The sequence below is a fragment of the Streptomyces albofaciens JCM 4342 genome (assembly GCF_008634025.1).
Classification (GTDB): domain Bacteria; phylum Actinomycetota; class Actinomycetes; order Streptomycetales; family Streptomycetaceae; genus Streptomyces; species Streptomyces albofaciens.
Genome location: NZ_PDCM01000001.1, coordinates 874,642 through 891,078, shown reverse-complemented (window position 1 = coordinate 891,078; position 16,437 = coordinate 874,642). Strand labels below are relative to the sequence as shown.

At 72.5% G+C, this 16,437-nt stretch carries 10 protein-coding genes; 3 read left to right on the top strand and 7 right to left on the bottom strand.

Going from position 1 to position 16,437, the window contains the following annotated elements:
* The first annotated feature begins 55 nt into the window (after positions 1-55).
* Both CP973_RS04220 and CP973_RS04215 read left to right on the top strand, forming a co-directional pair.
* The gene (locus CP973_RS04220) at positions 56-841 is read left to right on the top strand and encodes an SDR family oxidoreductase (RefSeq protein ID WP_150237651.1); all 786 of its coding nucleotides are present in this window, start codon (positions 56-58) and stop codon (positions 839-841) included.
* Positions 842-1,168: 327 nt separating this feature from the next.
* Positions 1,169-2,779, top strand: coding sequence for a sodium:solute symporter family protein (locus tag CP973_RS04215; RefSeq protein ID WP_150237649.1), 1,611 nt, complete (start codon positions 1,169-1,171; stop codon positions 2,777-2,779).
* Here the strand turns inward: CP973_RS04215 and CP973_RS04210 are convergent.
* The 5 genes from CP973_RS04210 to CP973_RS04190 all read right to left on the bottom strand — a co-directional run bounded on the left by CP973_RS04210 (position 2,748) and on the right by CP973_RS04190 (position 10,295).
* Positions 2,748-4,442 (bottom strand): ABC transporter family substrate-binding protein, encoded by a 1,695-nt coding sequence (locus CP973_RS04210; protein ID WP_150237647.1) that lies wholly within the window; start codon positions 4,440-4,442, stop codon positions 2,748-2,750. The two genes, CP973_RS04215 and CP973_RS04210, sit on opposite strands and share 32 nt — an antisense overlap.
* Before the next feature lie 70 nt (positions 4,443-4,512).
* The gene (locus tag CP973_RS04205; protein ID WP_150237645.1) at positions 4,513-7,041 is read right to left on the bottom strand and encodes an ABC transporter ATP-binding protein; all 2,529 of its coding nucleotides are present in this window, start codon (positions 7,039-7,041) and stop codon (positions 4,513-4,515) included.
* Positions 7,038-8,015 carry an ABC transporter permease gene (locus CP973_RS04200; RefSeq protein WP_150237643.1) on the bottom strand — a complete coding sequence of 326 codons (978 nt, stop codon included), beginning with the start codon at positions 8,013-8,015 and terminating at the stop codon, positions 7,038-7,040. Before CP973_RS04200 ends, CP973_RS04205 begins: the two co-directional genes overlap by 4 nt.
* An 8-nt stretch (positions 8,016-8,023) precedes the next feature.
* Positions 8,024-9,004 carry an ABC transporter permease gene (locus CP973_RS04195; RefSeq protein ID WP_150237641.1) on the bottom strand — a complete coding sequence of 327 codons (981 nt, stop codon included), beginning with the start codon at positions 9,002-9,004 and terminating at the stop codon, positions 8,024-8,026.
* A 142-nt stretch (positions 9,005-9,146) separates the two neighbouring features.
* Positions 9,147-10,295 (bottom strand): ADP-ribosylglycohydrolase family protein, encoded by a 1,149-nt coding sequence (locus CP973_RS04190; protein ID WP_150237639.1) that lies wholly within the window; start codon positions 10,293-10,295, stop codon positions 9,147-9,149.
* Between the two features lie 193 nt (positions 10,296-10,488).
* On the opposite strand from CP973_RS04190, the gene CP973_RS04185 reads away from it, so the two are divergent.
* Complete coding sequence (locus CP973_RS04185; protein ID WP_003981635.1) at positions 10,489-10,749, top strand: hypothetical protein; 261 nt, start codon at positions 10,489-10,491, stop codon at positions 10,747-10,749.
* A 21-nt stretch (positions 10,750-10,770) separates the two neighbouring features.
* Here CP973_RS04185 and CP973_RS04180 read toward each other — a convergent pair whose 3' ends face one another.
* Positions 10,771-13,611: a tetratricopeptide repeat protein gene (locus CP973_RS04180; protein WP_150237638.1), complete on the bottom strand. Its 2,841-nt coding sequence runs from the start codon at positions 13,609-13,611 to the stop codon at positions 10,771-10,773.
* Between the two features lie 82 nt (positions 13,612-13,693).
* Positions 13,694-16,336, bottom strand: a complete 2,643-nt coding sequence (locus tag CP973_RS04175) for a bifunctional FO biosynthesis protein CofGH (RefSeq protein WP_280118996.1) — start codon at positions 16,334-16,336, stop codon at positions 13,694-13,696.
* Positions 16,337-16,437: the final 101 nt, after the last annotated feature.

The window sequence follows — 16,437 nt, the reverse complement described above, 5'->3', positions numbered from 1 at the left end:
GGTCGGCGGCCCACCCCGGCGTGCCGCCGACGGACGGCCCGACCGGGAGGCGAGCATGCTGCTGCGGGACAAGACCGTCGTCGTGTCGGGCGTCGGTGCCGGGCTCGGGCACCGGGTCGCGATGGCGTGCGTACGGGACGGCGCCTCGGTGGTGCTCGGCGCCCGTACGAAATCCCGGCTGGCCGAGGCGGCGGCGCAGGCCGACCCGTCGGGCGAGCGCGTCGCGTGGCGGGTGACGGACATCGCGGACGAGGCGCAGTGCGCGGAGCTGGCCGCGCTCGCGGCCGAACGCTTCGGCGGGATCGACGCGCTCGTCCAGGTGGCCGCGCTGGACTCGCACTTCGGCGGGCTGGCCGACGCCGACTTCGAGGCCTGGCGGCGGGTCGTGGACATCAATCTCATCGGCTCGCTGCGCATGGCCCGCGCCTGCCTGCCGTCGATGACGGAACGCGGCGGCGGGTCGGTCGTGCTGATCGGCACCCAGTCGTCGGTGGCCGCGCCGGCCGAGGTGTGGCAGACGGCCTACGCGGCGTCCAAGGGCGCGCTGGTCTCGGCGATGTACGCGCTCGCGCGCGAGCTGGGGCCGCGCCGCATCCGGGTCAACACCGTGCAGCCGGGCTGGATGTGGGGCCCGCCGGTCGAGGCGTACGTCCGGTACGCGGCGCAGGCCGAGGGCATACCGGAGCGCGAGGTGCTGGACCGGCTCACCGCGCGGATGGCGCTGCCGGAGATGGCGACGGACGCCGATGTCGCCGAGAGTGCGGTGTTCCTGGCGTCCGACCGGGCGCGGGCGATCACCGGCCAGTCGCTGCTGGTGAACGCCGGCGAGGTCATGCGCTGACCGGCCGCCCCCTCCGTACGGGTTGCGCACATGACCCGTCCCGCCCTGGCCCGTCTCAGCGCCCCGCCCCCACCACCGCCGCCCCCACGCAGTCCCTGCTCATCGTCCGTTCCGCCCAGCGCGCCGACAACTCCCCCACCGGTCGATAGACCACGAGATCGTTCGCCGAGCTGACAGCAGTTCACATCCTTGACCACCAGCCCTCTTGACCACCCCTCGTCATGAACGGTTCAATCCCCGAAGTCCCCGCTCCCGCACGGGGGCGACCGCCCCGCGGAACGTACGGCGACGTGTTTCCCGTTCACAAGGCGGACCCCTGGAGGGGCCATGAACAGTCTCGACTGGGCCGTGCTCATCGGCTACTTCGGCGTGATGGTCGCGATCGGTGTGTGGTCCCACAAGCGCGTGGACGACGTGGGCGACTTCTTCACCGCGGGCGGCCGGATGCCGTGGTGGCTGTCCGGCATCTCGCACCACATGTCGGGCTACAGCGCGGTGATGTTCACGGGCTACGCGGGCATCGCGTACCAGTACGGCATCACGTCCTACGTCACCTGGTCGTTCCCCATCGCGATCGGGATCGCCATCGGGGCGCGCCTGTTCGCCGGGCGGCTGAACCGGCTGCGTTCACGGCTGCATGTCGCCTCGCCGCTGGAGTACCTGAAGAGCCGCTACAACCTGCCCACCCAACAGGCGCTCGCCTGGTCCGGCGTCCTGCTGAAGATCGTGGACGTGGGGGCCAAGTGGGCCGCGATCGCCACCCTGCTGTCCGTCTTCACCGGCCTCACCCTCAACCAGGGCATCCTGATCACGGGCGCGGTCACCGGCGTCTACTGCACGGTCGGCGGCCTGTGGGCGGACGCGCTCACCGAACTCGGCCAGTTCGTCATCCAGTTGCTCGCGGGGGTGGCGATGCTGGTGGCGGTGCTGGCCGAGCTGGGCGGCGTCAGCGCGCTGTGGACGGTGTGGGACCGGCTGCCCGACAGCCACGCGCACCCGACGGTCGGACCGTACACGCTGACGTTCCTGCTCGCGTACCTCTTCATCAAGACCTTCGAGTACAGCGGCGGGATGTGGAACCAGGCCCAGCGCTACATGGCCACCCGCAGCGCCCATGAGGCGCGGCGCTCGGCGCGGCTGTCCGCCGTCCTGTGGTTCGTGTGGCCGATGGTGCTGTTCTTCCCGATGTGGGCCGCGCCGCTCCTGGTGAAGGCCGAGAAGCCGGACGCGTCCGACTCGTACGCGCTGCTCACCGAGCACCTGCTGCCGCACGGCCTGCTGGGCCTGGTCATCGTCGGCTTCTTCTCGCACACGATGGCCATGTGCTCCTCGGACGCCAACGCCATCTCTGCCGTCTTCACCCGGGACATCGCGCCCGCGCTGCCGAAACTGGGCGCGCGGGCCCGCACCTGGTCGCACCGGGCGGGCCTGCTGGCGGCCCGGCTGTCCACCGTGGCCTTCCTGGCCCTGTCGATGGCCGTCGCGACGCAGGTCAACTCACCGACGTTCAAGGACATCATCACCGTCGTGATCAAGTGGGTGGCCGGGCTGGTGGGGCCGGTCTCGATCCCGTTCCTGCTGGGCATGGTGCCGCGGTTCCGCCGGTCGGGGCCGACCGCGGCGCTGGTGTCCTGGGCGGCGGGCCTGTTCGCCTTCTGGCTCACCAACTACGGGCTGACCGGCGTCCAGCTCCAGATCCAGATCGTCGCGCCGGTGGCCACCTCGCTGGTGCTGTACGTCCTGATCGGCCGCCTCAAGCCGGAGGACACGCCGGAGCGGGACGCGGTGCTGGCCCGTATCAACCCCGATGACGACGGGGACGGCACGGACGGTGCATACGGTGAGGACGGCGCGTACGGTGAGGACGGCGGCGGCGCCGGTCGTGCGGACGCCGCCGCCCAACCCCCTACTTCGTGTAACCGATCCGCTCGTAGGTGATGTCCGCCATGCCCTGCGCCCCCAGGTTGGCCAGGGACTTCTTCGCCGCGGTGATCTCGGGGAGCTGGTACGTGGGCAGTACACCCGCGATCCGCCACACCTCCGCGTCGGCCTCGTTCACCGCCTCCAGGGCCGCTGCCGGATCGGTGGTGCGTCCGGCCTTGCCCAGCAGGTCGTCCAGCTTCGCGCTGCCGGTCTTGGAGATGTTGCTGCCGCCGTCGCCGGCGTAGATGTTGCTCGATCCGGTGGCGGAGAACGGCGTACGGGAGAAGCTGTACGGCGCCACGTCGAACTCGCCCGGCGTCAGGTACTTGTCGAAGAACTCGTTGACCGGCACCGTACGGACATCCAGCTGCACCCCGACCTGGGCCCACATCTGGGTGAGGATGGTGGCCTCGTTCTTGGAGGCGGGCTGGCCCGTGGGGATCAGGAAGCGCAGCTTCAGCTCCTCACCGCCCTTCTTGCGGACCTTGCCGTCCAGCTTCCAGCCGGCCTCGTCGAGCAGCCGGCCCGCGGCCTTGGGGTCGTAGGTGCCGAGATCACCGGCGTTGTCGCGGTAGCCCTTCTGGTTGGGGACCAGGAAGTGGTTGTTCAGCGGCTTGGCCTCCCAGTTCAGGCCCTTGGTGCTGGACTTCGCGAGGGTGTCCCGGTCGGTGGCCTTGAACAGCGCCTTGCGGACGTTGGGATCGCTCAGCTTCGGGCTCTTGCCGTTGAAGGTCAGATGCCGGTAGTTGGGCCCGCCCGCTTCCCGTATCTCACCGGACTTGACCGCCGAGGCCTGCTTGAAGGCGGCCACACCGGCGTTGAGGTCGAAGTAGTCGATCTCCCCGTTGGCGTAGGCGTCGGGCATCGACTCGGTCGTCATCGCACGAAAGACGATCTTGTCGAGCTTGGGCTTCTCGCCCCACCAGCCGGGCTCGGGCACCAGGGTCACGGTCTGCGCGGTCTTGTCGATGCCGGCGAGCTTGTACGGCCCTGCGGTGAGCGGGATCTTGTTGAGGTACCCGGTGGTGAAGCCCTCGGCGTCGGCCATGTACTTCGCCGGGTAGAGCGGCGTGTTGTTGGGCGCGCCGAACAGGGCGCGCCAGGACGCGTACGGCTTGTCGAAGGTGAGCACGGCCTCGTGGTCGTCCTTGCCCTTGCGCACCGACGACACGTCCTCGTACCCGGCCGGGGAGCCGACCTTGAACGCCGGGTCCTTGCTGCTCATGGCCCGTACGTTGGCCTCCAGGTCCCGGTAGGTGATCGGCGTGCCGTCCGACCACTTGGCCTTGGGGTTCAGCCGGTAGGTGACGATCTGCTTGCCGCCCTCCGTACGGCTGGTCGCGTCCAGCAGGAAGGCCTTGTTCGGGACCTGCTCGCCGTTCGGCGTCGAGTGCCACAGGGAGGGCATCAGCGCCTCGACGACGGAGTTGGTGGCGGCCTGGTTGCCGTCCACCTCCATCTCGTTGAACTGCACGGGGAACTGGTCGATCGCCCAGTTCAGCGTCCCACCCTGCTTGAGCTGCGCCGGGTCGGTCCGGTTGATGTCCAGCGCGGTGGTCTTCGGCGCTTCCTTCTTGCCGCCACCGCCCCCGTCGTCCGACCCGCCGCAGGCGGTCAGCGCTGACGACGCCACCGCGACGGTGGCGACGAGGGAGAGCGGAACTCTGGAGAGCTTCATTGCGGAGATCGTTCCCTTTCTCGACTGGACTGACGAAAACACAGGGAGGGAGCCGCGCGGGAGTGGTTCTTCAGCCTCCTGCGGGCGGGGTGGGGTGGTGGCTGGTGGGGTGGTGGCTGGTGGGGTGGTGGCAGGCGGAGAGGTGGGGGGAGTCCTGGTGGGGGGAGCCTTGAAGGAGAGAACCCTGGAGGGGAGCGCCCTGGGAGGGGGAGCCCTGGAGGGGAGAGGGCGCGCGGTCGGCCGGCACTGGCCGTAGCGGTGGGTCGTCCTCCCGGCAGCGCCGCTGCTCCGGCGCGCCGAGCGTCGCGTACAGCGGGCAGCGGCCGCGGAAGCGGCAGCCGGACGGCACGTCCGCCGGGCTCGGCAGGTCGCCGCGCAGCAGGACCCGGGCGCGGGTCCGCTCTTTGCGCGGGTCGGGCAGTGGTACGGCGGAGAGCAGCGCCCGTGTGTACGGGTGGGACGGCGCGGCGAAGACCTCCGCGGTGTCGCCGGATTCCACGATGCGGCCCAGGTACATCACCGCGATCCGGTCGGCGCTGTGCCGTACGACGGACAGGTCGTGGGCGACGAGCAGGTAGCTCAGGCGCAGCCGGGCCTTCAGCTCGTCCAGCAGGTTGAGCACACCGGCCTGGACCGACACGTCCAGCGCGGAGACCGGCTCGTCCAGCACCAGCAGCCGCGGCTCCAGGGCCAGGGCGCGGGCGATGGCGATGCGCTGGCGCTGGCCGCCGCTGAACTCCCGGGGGTAGCGCCCGGCGTCGTCGGCCGCCAGGCCGACCAGTCCCAGCAGTTCGGGGACGCGCGCTGCGATCCGGTCCTTGGGGACGCGGTGGGTGCGCAGCGGCTCGGCGAGGATGTCACCGACCGGCATGCGCGGATCCAGGGCGGCGGCCGGGTCCTGGAAGACGATCTGGAGGTCTCGGCGCAGCCTCTTGCGCCCGGCCCGGTCGAGTTCCCGCACGTCCCGGCCGAAGAGCCGGACGGTACCCGCCTGCCCGGCCGCCAGCTCCATGATCTCCAGCAGGGTGGTCGTCTTCCCGCAGCCGGACTCACCGACGAGGGCGAGCGTCTCCCCTTCCCGTATGGCGAAATCGATACCGTCGACGGCCCGGACGGTGCCGGTGGTGCGCTTGAGGAAGGTGCCGCGGGTGAGGTGGAAGTGCTTGGTGAGGTTGGTTACTTGGAGGAGGGTGGGGGCGGGTGGAGCGGAGCTTGCTGAAGTGGGGGTGGGGGCGGGTGTGGCGGGCGGTGGGGCGGGGGTTCGGGCTTGCCGCCCCTGGGTAACCCCCTGCTGGGGGGCCGAGTCCGTTCGATTCGGCCTGGTAGAGGCCCGGTTTGCGGGGATGGGGGCGGGGGCGTGCGTGGTGGCGGTGGCGGTGGGCCCCGGGCCCGTACGCACCGGTTCCGGGCCGCCCGTACGCACCCCCCGCCCCACACCAAAGATCTCCCCCCGCGGCAAGCTCCCCTCAGCGATCTCATCGCCCCGATGGCAGGCAACGGCGTGCCCGGCGTCCGTGCCCCGATCCGGCACAGACTCCGTGCCCCGATCCGGCACGGCCCCCATACCCCGCCCCGGCACGGCCCCCATACCCCTCCCCGGCACGTGCTCCGTACCCCACGCCGGCACAGGCTCCGTCCCCCACGCCGGTGCGGGTTCCTCTTCCCGGCAGCGGTCCACGGCGACGGGGCAGCGAGGTGCGAAGGGGCAGCCGCGTGGCAGGGAGGACAGGGACGGCGGACTGCCGTGGATGGGCACCAGGGGCACGCCGGCGGGGGCGTCCAGCCGTGGCGTGGCACCCAACAGGCCGATCGTGTACGGCATCCGGGGCCGGTAGTAGATGTCGTCGACCGTCCCGTACTCCACCGGCCGCCCCGCGTACATCACCTGCACCCGGTCCGCGAAGCCCGCGACCACCCCCAGATCGTGCGTGATCAGGACGATCGCGGCGCCGGTCACCTCCCGGGCGGTCTTCAGTACGTCGAGGATCTGCGCCTGGACGGTGACGTCCAGGGCGGTGGTCGGCTCGTCGGCGACGATGACCCGCGGGTCGTTGGCGATGGCCATGGCGATCACCGCGCGCTGCCGCATCCCGCCGGAGAACTCGTGCGGGAAGGCGTCCGCGCGCCGGTGCGGGTCCGGGATGCCGACCAGGCCCAGCAGCTCGACGGCGCGCGCACGGGCGGCCTTGCGGCTCAGGTCCTGGTGGACGCGCAGCGCCTCCACGAGCTGGCTGCCGACGCTGTAGACGGGCGTGAGGGCGGACAGCGGGTCCTGGAAGACCATGCCGATGCCCTTGCCGCGGATCCGGGAGAGGGCGGCGTCGTCGAGGCCGAGCAGTTCCCGGCCGTCCAGCCGGACGGAGCCCCGTACCTCCGCGCCGTCCGGCAGCAGCCCGAGTACGGCCTGCGCGGCGGCGGACTTCCCGGCGCCCGACTCGCCGACGATGCCGAGGACTTCGCCCGCCCGTACGGCATGGCTCAGGCCGCGTACGGCGTGCACCGGACCGGTCTCCCCGGGGAAGGTGACGTGCAGGTCGGTCACCTGGAGTACGGGGCCGGGGGCCTGCGTTCCCGGCGCGGAGGCGCGCTGCCCGGTCACCGCCGGCGGCCTTCCGCGACAGCGCCGTACCCGCGCTTCCCCCGCCTCTTGACGCGCGCCTGCGCCCCCGCCGCGTCAGGGTCCAGCGCGTCCCGCAGCCCGTCGCCGACGAGGGCGAGCGAGACCCCGATGAGCACCAGGCACCCGGCGGGGAAGAAGAACAGCCACGGGTAACTCGCCGCCATGTTGGTGTTGTCCGCGATGACCGTGCCCAGGGACACGTCCGGGGGCTGCACCCCGAAGCCGAAGTACGACAGCCCGCTCTCCCCGATGACCGCGGCCCCGGCCTGGATGACCGCCTCGATGATCAGAAGTGAAGCCATGTGGGGCAGGATGTGCCGGAAGACGATCACCGGTGCCGGTACCCCCAGGTACTTCGCGGCCTTGACGTACTCCCGTTCCTTGAGCGTGAGGGTCACGCTGCGCACCACCCGACCGGTGATCATCCAGCTGAACGCGGCCAGCAGCACGACGAAGACCGGCCAGCCCGCCCCCCGTACCAGAGGCGACAGGACGGCGACGAACAGGAACGCGGGCATCACCAGCAGCAGATCGACGGCGCCCATCAGGACGCGGTCGGTCCAGCCGCCGAAGTACCCGGCGAAAGCGCCCACCACGGCCGACAGGAAGGTGGAGATCACCCCCACCAGAAGGCCGATGACCAGAGACTTCTGGAGCCCGCGCAGGGTGAGCGCGTACAGGTCCAGGCCGCTTTGCGTGGTGCCGAACCAGTGCTCGGCGGACGGCCCGGACAGCAGGTTCAGGAAGTCGTGGGTGCGGTGGTCCCACCGGGTCAGCAGCGGGCCGGCGTACGCGGCCAGGAAGAGCAGGACGAGCAGCGCGAGGCCGAGGAGCGCGGGCCGGTTGCGGGCGAAGCGGCGGGCGGTGAGGCGGGGGCGGGACGTCCGCCTGAGCGGTGACGTACGGGCGGGGGACCTCTGGCTGACCGGCGATGTACGGGCGCGGGCGGTCACGGGACGCGTCACCGTACCCGTACGCGGGGGTCCAGCGCCGCGTACAACAGGTCCGCGAGCAGGCCCGCGACCACCACCAGGGCGGCGGTGAACAGGCCGACCGCCGCGACCGAGTTGACATCCTGCCCGGTGACCGAGTCGACGAGCAGCTCGCCCATGCCGTGCCAGCCGAAGGTCTTCTCCACGAAGGTGGCACCGGCGAAGAGCAGCACGATGTTGTAGACCAGCAGCGGTACGACCGGCAGGACGGCGGTGCGCAGCCCGTGCCGTACCAGCGCGGTGCGGCGGCGCAGGCCCTTGGCGCGGGCGGTGCGCAGGAAGTCGGCGCCGAGCACGTCCAGCATGGTGCTGCGCTGGTAGCGGCTGTAGAGGGCGACCTGCACGATGATCAGGGTCAGCGCGGGGAGCAGCATGTGCTGGGCGCGGTTGAGCAGGGCGGCGGGGTCCCACCGGCCGGCGTACTGCGCGTCGTACTCGCCGAGCACCTTGATCGTCTGCGTACCGTCGTTGAGGGCGGTGGCCCCGATCTTCAGCGCCACGCCGATCACGAACACCGGCATGGCCAGCACGAAGAACGAGGCCAGGGTGGAGAACCGGTCGAACAGCCGGTACTGGCGGATCGCGCCGTACGCGCCGACCGCCACGCCGAGGGCCGAGCCGACGAGGGTGGCCAGGAGCAGCAGCCGGGCGCTGACGCCGACCCGGCGGCCGAAGTCGTCGTTGACGGAGTCGCCGTCGACGGTACGGCCGAGGTCGCCGTGCGCGACATCAGCGGCCCAGCGTGCGAAGCGGATCACGACCGGGGTGTCCGGGTTGAGGTTGTAGTCGTCGAGGGTGCGGGTGACGGCGGCTTCGGGCAGCGGCGGGTTACGGCCCTCGAACCGGGCCCGGGGGTTGAGGCTCAGGCCCGCGAGGAAGTACGTCAGGGACGCCGCCACGGCCACCAGGACCAGGTAACTGGCCAGCCTGCGCAGCAGGTAGCGGCCCATGGTGACTCTCCCCCTCGTACGCCTTCGCCGCGGAACGCCCGCGGCCCCCTGGGCTGTTCTCGCATGCGCGGGGCCGGTTTGTCGACCAAGGGCGGGGCAAAGCGGGGCATTGGGGTGGGGCGGGGCGCGAGGCGGGACGCCCCTAGGCCCGCGGGTACCGCTCCAGCCACCCCGGCGCCGAGTTCCCCGGGCCGTGCAGTGCCGGGCCCTGTGTCATCTCCATGGCGAAGTCGTCGGCGAGTTGGAGGATCGTGGCGCGGCCCTCCAGCTCGGCCAGCCACAGTGGCGGGAGTGCCGTCTCGCCGTGCAGGGTGCCCAGGAGGTTGCCGCAGACGGCGCCGGTGGAGTCGCTGTCGCCGCTGTGGTTGACCGCCAGCAGGAGCCCGTGGCGGACGTCCTCGGCGACCAGTGCGCAGTACACGCCGATGGCCAGGGCTTCTTCGGCGGTCCAGCCCTCGCCCAGCGACTCCACGCGCGCGGCCGTGGGCATCCCCTGCCGTACGGCGCCGAGCGCCTGCTGCAAGGCCTCGGTGGTCTCCTCGTGGCCGGGCCGGGCGGCCAGGTGGGCGAGGGACTTCTGCACGGCGCCGTCCAGGTCCTCGCCCCGGGCCAGGGAGTGGGTGATCACGGCGAACGCGCCGGCCGCGAGGTAGCCGGTCGGGTGCCCGTGCGTCTGGGCCGCGCACTCGACGGCCAGCTGGAAGACCAGCTGCGGCTCCCAGCCGACCAGCAGCCCGAACGGCGCCGACCGCATCACCGCGCCGCAGCCCTTGGAGCCGGGATTCTTGGGCTGTTCCAGCGTCCCCATCGTGTCGTCGCCGAGGCCGGACAGGCAGGCCCGGCCGGGCGCCCGCTGCGCGTACAGCCACTCCTCGCGCGCCAGCCACCCGTCGTCCTTCTTGCGCTCGTCGGGGCCCCAGTCGCGCTGGGTGGCGGCCCAGCGCAGGTACGCGCGGTGCACGTCGGTGGGCGGGTGCCAGGCGCCGGTGTCGCGGCGTACCTGGGCGCGGATCAGGCCGTCGACGGTGAACAGCGTCATCTGGGTGTCGTCGGTGACGGTGCCGCGCCGCCCGAAGGCGGGTACGTAATCGGTGACGCCCTCCTGGCCGTGCGCCTCGCGGATCGCGTCCAGCGAGTCGAACTCGATGCCCGCGCCGAGCGCGTCGCCGATCGCCCCGCCCAGCAGGCAGCCCCGCACCCGGCTGCGGAAGTCCTGCTGTTCGGCGCGGCCCCAGATGGCCGCGCCGCCTGCCGCTGCGCTCACGTTCGTTCCCTCCCCGTAGCCGCCCATTCCTTTACGGGGTCCTTACGCTCCCCCTGCCGCAGCACTGTAATCGACCAAGAAAGGCCAAAACTGGGCGAGGAGCGTTATGCGATCAGTCACCCTGGCCGAGGCTTTTTGATCGATACGGTCCCGATCAGCACAGACGTGCCCCCTGCGTACCGAGGTCATGCGACCGGCGCCCGGTGGGCATGCTCCCTCCATGCCCGAGTTCGAATGGGACCGCACCGCCATGGCCGTCGTCGCCTGTGCCCTGGCCGGTGACAGCGACGGCGCCGTGGAACTGCTCCGTCCGCTCTCCCAGCGCGACGTGTGCCAGATCACCGTCCGGCTCGCCGCGATGGCCGCCGACGCGCTGATCTCGGCCGCCGAGGACACCGGCGGCGACCGGGCGGAGGCGCTGGCGCAGTGGCAGCAGTGCATCCTCCAGCACGAGGCGGAGGCGGAATCGGGGGACGGGTGAGGGGTGCCGGGGGGCGGCCGGTCAGGCTGAGGTGGGCGCGGCTTCGGCCATCCGGTGCAGGAGTGCGCGGCGGACCGCCGCCAACCGGCCGGTGGTCGTGGCGTCGCGGTCCGGCCACAGCGCCGCGAGGTCGCGCAGCCCGAACTCCGCCTCGGCCATCCGCTCCCAGGGGGTGCCGTCGCCGAGCAGGCCGGCGAGCGAGGTCCGCGCGCCCGCCCAGTCGGAGAGGGCGCAACGGCTGACGATCGCGATGGCGGCCGGGCCCGTCAGGTCGTCGTCGTACGGCGGCCGGACTTCCGCGTTCCGTGGCGCCTCCCAGAAAGGCGCCAGTGCCTCCCAGACGGGCGCGGCTGCCCGTACCCCGCTCGCCGCGGTGGCCAGCAGCGCGGACTCGTACCGGACCACCGGTTCGTCAGGGGCGAGCGCCGAGGCCGCCCCGACGGCCTCGCGTGCCGCGTCCGGTCGTCCCGCCCGGCGCAGGCACCCGGCGCGCGCGGCCTGGAAGACGGCCCGGGGAATGTCCGGTACGTCTGGGTCGATGGCTCGGTCGTAGTCGGCCAGCGCCTGGACCTCCGACCCCAGCAGCTGGTGCGCCTTGGCGCGGCGGGCGGGGACCCACGGGTTCGCCGTCCCGAGGGCCACCGCCAGGCCGAAGTTCGCCACCGCTTCGTCGAGGCGGCCCGTGAGGAGGGCGATCCTGCCCCGGGTGGCGGCGGCCCACGCGTACTCCGGGTCGGTCGCCAGCGCGCGGTCGAACTCCGCCAGCGCCTCCGTGTACCGGCCCATGGCGCGGTAGGTCATACCGCGCTCGGCCATCGCCCAGGCGTAGCCCGGGTGCAGTTCGATGGCGCGTGTCAGCCCCGCCAGCGCCTCCTCGTAGCGGTTCAAACGGCGCAGGCAGACGGCGCGGCTGCCGTGGGACGGGCCGTGCTGCGGGAACAGTTCCAGCGTCCGGTCGAACACGGTCAGTGCCTGCTCGTGGTGGCCCATGATGCGTTTGATCTCGCCGAGCTGGAACAGCGGGGCCGCCTGGTCCGGGTCGATGTCCAGGGCCCGGGCGAAGTCCTCGGCCGCCCGCTCGAAGTCACCGGCGTAGCGGTGGGTCAGGCCACGGCCGAAGACCGCGTCCGCGTCGTCCGGTACCAGCTCCAGGGACCGGTCGAAGTCGGCGAACGACTGCTGCCAGCGCTCCGCCTTGCGGTGTTCACGGCCGCGGACCCGGTGGATCTCCGCCTGCCCCGCCGCGTCGAGGCCGGGCCCGGCGAGCAACGCCGTCAGGGCCCCCGCCAGGCCGTCCGGCCCGTCGAGGGCAGCCGTCAGCCGGGTGCCCCAGTCCCGGACCTCGGGCTCGTCGCCGTCCTCGCCCGCCTGCCGGACGGTCTCGGCGACCAGGCGTACGGCGGTGGGCTCGTAGCGGGCCATGGCCGTCACCTCGGACAGCGCCTCGGCCAGGCACGCCCTCGGGTCGGCGCACAGCGCGTGGTAGATCTCCCTCAGCCGCAGCTCGCGCCAGCGCTCGTCCCACCGGCACCCGGCCGGGCTCCTGCCGCTCCCGCGCTCCTCCCGCCCCCGCCGCGCCGCCTCCGCCAGCCGCCCGTGCCGCTCCGTCCAGGCGCGCGGCGACCTGCGCCGCTGGAGCCGCAGCATCGCCGTACGCACCACCTCGTGGTACCGCCACCGGCCCCCGCGCTCGGACACGAACGGCAGCGTGCACAGCCAGCCGAAGTGGTCGGCGGCCTCCGCGTCCACCGCCTCCCGGTACACGTCCTCGTCCAGGTGGCGCGGCAGGGCGGCGGCCAGCGCAGCTTCTCTGCGTACCGGATCGGTTTCCCACTTCAGGAAGCGTTCGACGGCGGTGTCACTGGGGTCGTCGACGGCGTCCGCCGCGCCCGGCCTGCTTCCGGCGAGGGTGGAGACGAGCACCGGCAGGCCACCGGAGAGCCGCAGAATGGCCTCGACCGTGTCCGCGTCGGTCACGTCCCGGGCCGCGAGATACCGCCGGGCCTCGGCCTCCGTGAAGGTGTCCAGCGGTACGTCCGTGACGTGTTCCAGGTGGTCGGCCCAGCAGCGCCGGTCCAGCGGATCCCGGCCGGACAGGATGACCATGACGTTCTGCGCCAGCGGTCCGTAGCGGTCGCTGAAGAGGAGGTCGCGCAGCCAGGTGTCCAGGAGCGGGCCGGTCGCCTCGTACGTGTCGAAGAACAGCGCCAGTACGGGCACGGCGTCGGCGGCGTCGCCCAGCTCCCGTACGAAGACGGGGGTCAGGACCTCGACCGGGGACAGCACCAGCTGCACCTCGTCGTGATTGCGCAGCCGCGCGCCGATGCGGCTGCGCAGCCGGTCGGCGCCCCGGGCCAGTTGCGTGGTGTCCACCGCGCCGGCGAGGGGCCCGACGCCCGGGATCAGGCCCATGCCCGCCACACCCGCCCTGGCGATGACCATGCTGCCGGGCGACGGCGGTGCCTCGCCGCCCGGTTCGTCCGGCCCGGCGAGCGCCGCCTCCGCCTCGTGCCGCCGCTCCCGGTAGGTGGCCAGCAGCTTGTCGAAGGACTTCAGCGGGCTGCCCTGGCGGCCCAGCCGGGCGCTGATCTCGGCCATCGTCTCCGGAACACCGTGCACCGACTCGTCGACGTACACGGTCAGCGCGCCCAGCTCGCGTGCCATCTGCTCGAACCGCTGCGCCAGGGAGGTCTTTCCGACGCCTCCCTGGCCGTGCAGGTGATGGAGGAACCGGAAGTCCGGGTCGGCGGGGTCACGGGCGAGGTCGGCCCGGAACGCGGCCAGTTCGCCGTCGCGGCCGACGAACCCGTCGCCGCGCCGGGCGCGGATCAGCTCCTGGCGCGAGAGCCGCCTGCGGTCCACCGCTCACCTCCCGGGCCCGCGCTCCCCCGGCGGGCCTCCGGGCGCAACCGTAGCCGGAGACGGTGACGCCCGGCCCCCCCCGTTACTCCACCACCGGCAGCAACTCCGGCAGATGCCCGTCCGAGGCCAGCGCCGCCGCCTCCCGCTCCGCCGCCACCGGTCCGTACGTGGTCGTGCGGGCCCGCGAGGGGCGGCCCGCCGCGTCCGCGATGGCGACCAGGTCCTGGATGGAGCGGTAGGACCCGTAACTGGAGCCCGCCATACGGGAGATGGTCTCCTCCATCAGGGTGCCGCCGAGGTCGTTGGCGCCGGAGCGGAGCATCTCGGCGGCGCCCTCCGTGCCCAGCTTGACCCAGCTCGTCTGGATGTTGGGGATGTGCGGGTGCAGCAGGACGCGGGCCATGGCCGTCACGGCGCGGTTGTCCCGGGTGGTGGGGCCGGGGCGGGCGATGCCGGCCAGGTAGACGGGCGCGTTGGTGTGGATGAACGGCAGCGTCACGAACTCCGTGAACCCGCCGGTCTCCTGCTGGATCCCGGCGAGCAGCCGCAGGTGGCCGAGCCAGTGCCGGGGCTGGTCGACATGGCCGTACATCATCGTCGAGGACGAGCGGATGCCCAGCTCATGGGCGGTCTTGATGACCTCGACCCAGGTGGCGGTGGGCAGCTTGCCCTTGGTCAGCACCCAGCGGACCTCGTCGTCGAGGATCTCGGCGGCGGTGCCGGGGATGGTGTCCAGGCCCGCGGCCTTGGCCTCGCTGAGCCATTCGCGGATCGACAGGCCGGTGCGCGTGGCGCCGTTGACGACCTCCATGGGCGAGAAGGCGTGGACGTGCATGCCGGGGACGCGTTCCTTGACGGCGCGCGCGATGTCGAAGTACGCGGTGCCGGGCAGGTCGGGGTGGATGCCGCCCTGCATGCAGACCTCGACCGCGCCCACGTCCCACGCCTGCTGGGCGCGGTCGGCGACCTGGGAGAGGGACAGGGTGTAGGCGTCGGCGTCCGTACGGCGCTGGGCGAAGGCGCAGAAGCGGCAGCCGGTGTAGCAGACGTTGGTGAAGTTGATGTTGCGGGTGACGATGTACGTGACGTCGTCGCCGACCGTGGCGCGGCGCAGGTCGTCCGCGATGCCGCAGAGCGCGTCGAGCGCCGGGCCGTCGGCGTGCAGCAGGGCGAGCGCCTGGTCGTCGGTGAGCTTGGTGGGGTCGTCGGCGGCCTGCGCCAGGGCGGCGCGCACGTCCGTGTCGATGCGCTCGGGCGCCATGCCGGGCGCGGCGGCCTCGCGCAGCGCGTCCCAGTCGCCGTACACCTCGTCGAAGTCGTCGCGCCGGTCGGCCGTGCGGCCGTCGGTGTCGATGGTGCGGTGCAGGTCCGTACGGCCGGTGGAACTCATCGAGAAGCCCTCGTCGGGCTCCTGCCAGGGGCGGCCCTCGACCTTCGCGTCCGGGAGGGCGAGCCCGGTCTCCGGGTCGGCCAGGGCGCGGACGTGCGGCAGCAGGCGCGGGTCGAGCCAGGGCTCGCCGCGCTGTACGTACTCCGGGTAGACGGCCAGCCGCTCGCGCAGCTCGAAGCCCGCGGCGGCGGACTTCTCGGCCAGCTCCTCGATCCGGGGCCACGGCCGCTCGGGGTTGACGTGGTCGGGCGTCACCGGGGAGACGCCGCCCCAGTCGTCGATGCCCGCGTCGATGAGCAGCGCGTACTCGGAGTCGACCAGGTTGGGCGGCGCCTGGATGCAGCCGGCCGGGCCCAGGATGTGCCGGGCGACGGCGACGGTGGCGGCCAGGTCCTCCAGCTCGGCGTCCGGCATGCCGCGCATGGCCGTGTCCGGCTTGGCGCGGAAGTTCTGGACGATGACTTCCTGGATGCCGTGGTACGCGCGCTGCACCTTGCGCAGCGCGAACAGCGACTCGGCACGCTCCTCGTACGTCTCGCCGATGCCGATGAGCAGGCCACTCGTGAAGGGCACGTTGGAGCGCCCGGCGTCCTCCAGGACGCGCAGCCGTACGGCCGGTTCCTTGTCCGGGGAGCCGTGGTGCGGGCCGCCGGGCTCGCTCCACAGGCGCTCGGCGGTGGTCTCCAGCATCATGCCCATGGACGGGGCGACCGGCTTGAGCGTCTGGAAGTCCGTCCAGGACAGCACGCCGGGGTTGAGGTGGGGCAGCAGCCCCGTCTCCTCCAGGATGCGGATGGCGATGGAGCGTACGTACGCGATCGTGGAGTCGTACCCCTCGGCCTCCAGCCACTCGCGCGCCTCGGGCCAGCGCTCCTCGGGCTTGTCGCCGAGCGTGATCAGCGCTTCCTTGCAGCCCAGTTCGGCGCCGCGGCGGGCGATGTCCAGCACCTCGTCCGGCGACATGAACATGCCGTGGCCGGCGCGGCGCAGCTTGCCGGGCACGGTGACGAACGTGCAGTAGTGGCACTTGTCCCGGCAGAGTCGGGTGAGCGGGATGAACACGCTTTTGGAGTACGTGATGACACCGGGCCGCCCGGCGGCCGCCAGCCCGGCGTCGCGCACCCGGGCCGCGGACGCGCACAGGTCCCGCAGGTCGTCGCCGCGCGCCTGGAGCAGCACCGCGGCCTCGCCGACGTCGAGCGCGACGCCGTCGCGGGCGCGCTTGAGGGCGCGGCGCATGGCGTTGGCGGTGGGGGCGGTGACGGGAGGAGCGATGTCGGCGGGGACTGCCACCGGGTCCGTCCCCTGCCCGGGTACCTGCGCGCTGCTAGTCATCCAACGAGCATACGAGCGACCACCGACGGTGCCGCCGACCGATCCCCCCGGGTCGGTGTGCCACTGATCACGTGAGACGGAGGTTCCCTCCGGGGTCGGGG